We start from the raw sequence: 377 nt of genomic DNA on the forward strand, positions 1-377 counted from the left end.
GCAGTGGGCGGTGATCGAACCGTTCCTGCCGAAGGATCAGCCCGGACCGGCGCGCAAGGACGACCGGCAGATCATCTCCGGCATTGTGCACGTGCTCACCTCCGGCTGCCGCTGGCGCGACTGCCCGGCGGAGTACGGGCCGCGCACCACCGTCTACAACCGGTTCAACCGTTGGTCCCACCGCGGCTTCTGGAAGGCCATGCTGGCGGGGCTGGCCAAGGCCGGATGGTCGGGCGAGGCGGCTGCCATCGACAGCACCTACGTGCGGGCGCATCGCTCCGCCCACGGGGGTAAAGGGGGGCGCAGGCGCAAGGCATCGGCCCCTCCCGCGGCGGCCAGACGACCAAGATCCACGCGCTCACCGATGTCCTCGGCCG

General features: G+C 71.1%; 1 pseudogene. It reads left to right on the top strand.

Features of this window, described 5'->3' with window-relative positions:
• Window positions 1-377: pseudogene (locus MKL11_RS18855) on the top strand (IS5 family transposase); the annotation flags it as partial.

Origin of the sequence: Methylobacterium sp. J-077 (genome assembly GCF_022829365.1) — a bacterium.
In the GTDB taxonomy this organism is placed as follows: domain Bacteria; phylum Pseudomonadota; class Alphaproteobacteria; order Rhizobiales; family Beijerinckiaceae; genus Methylobacterium.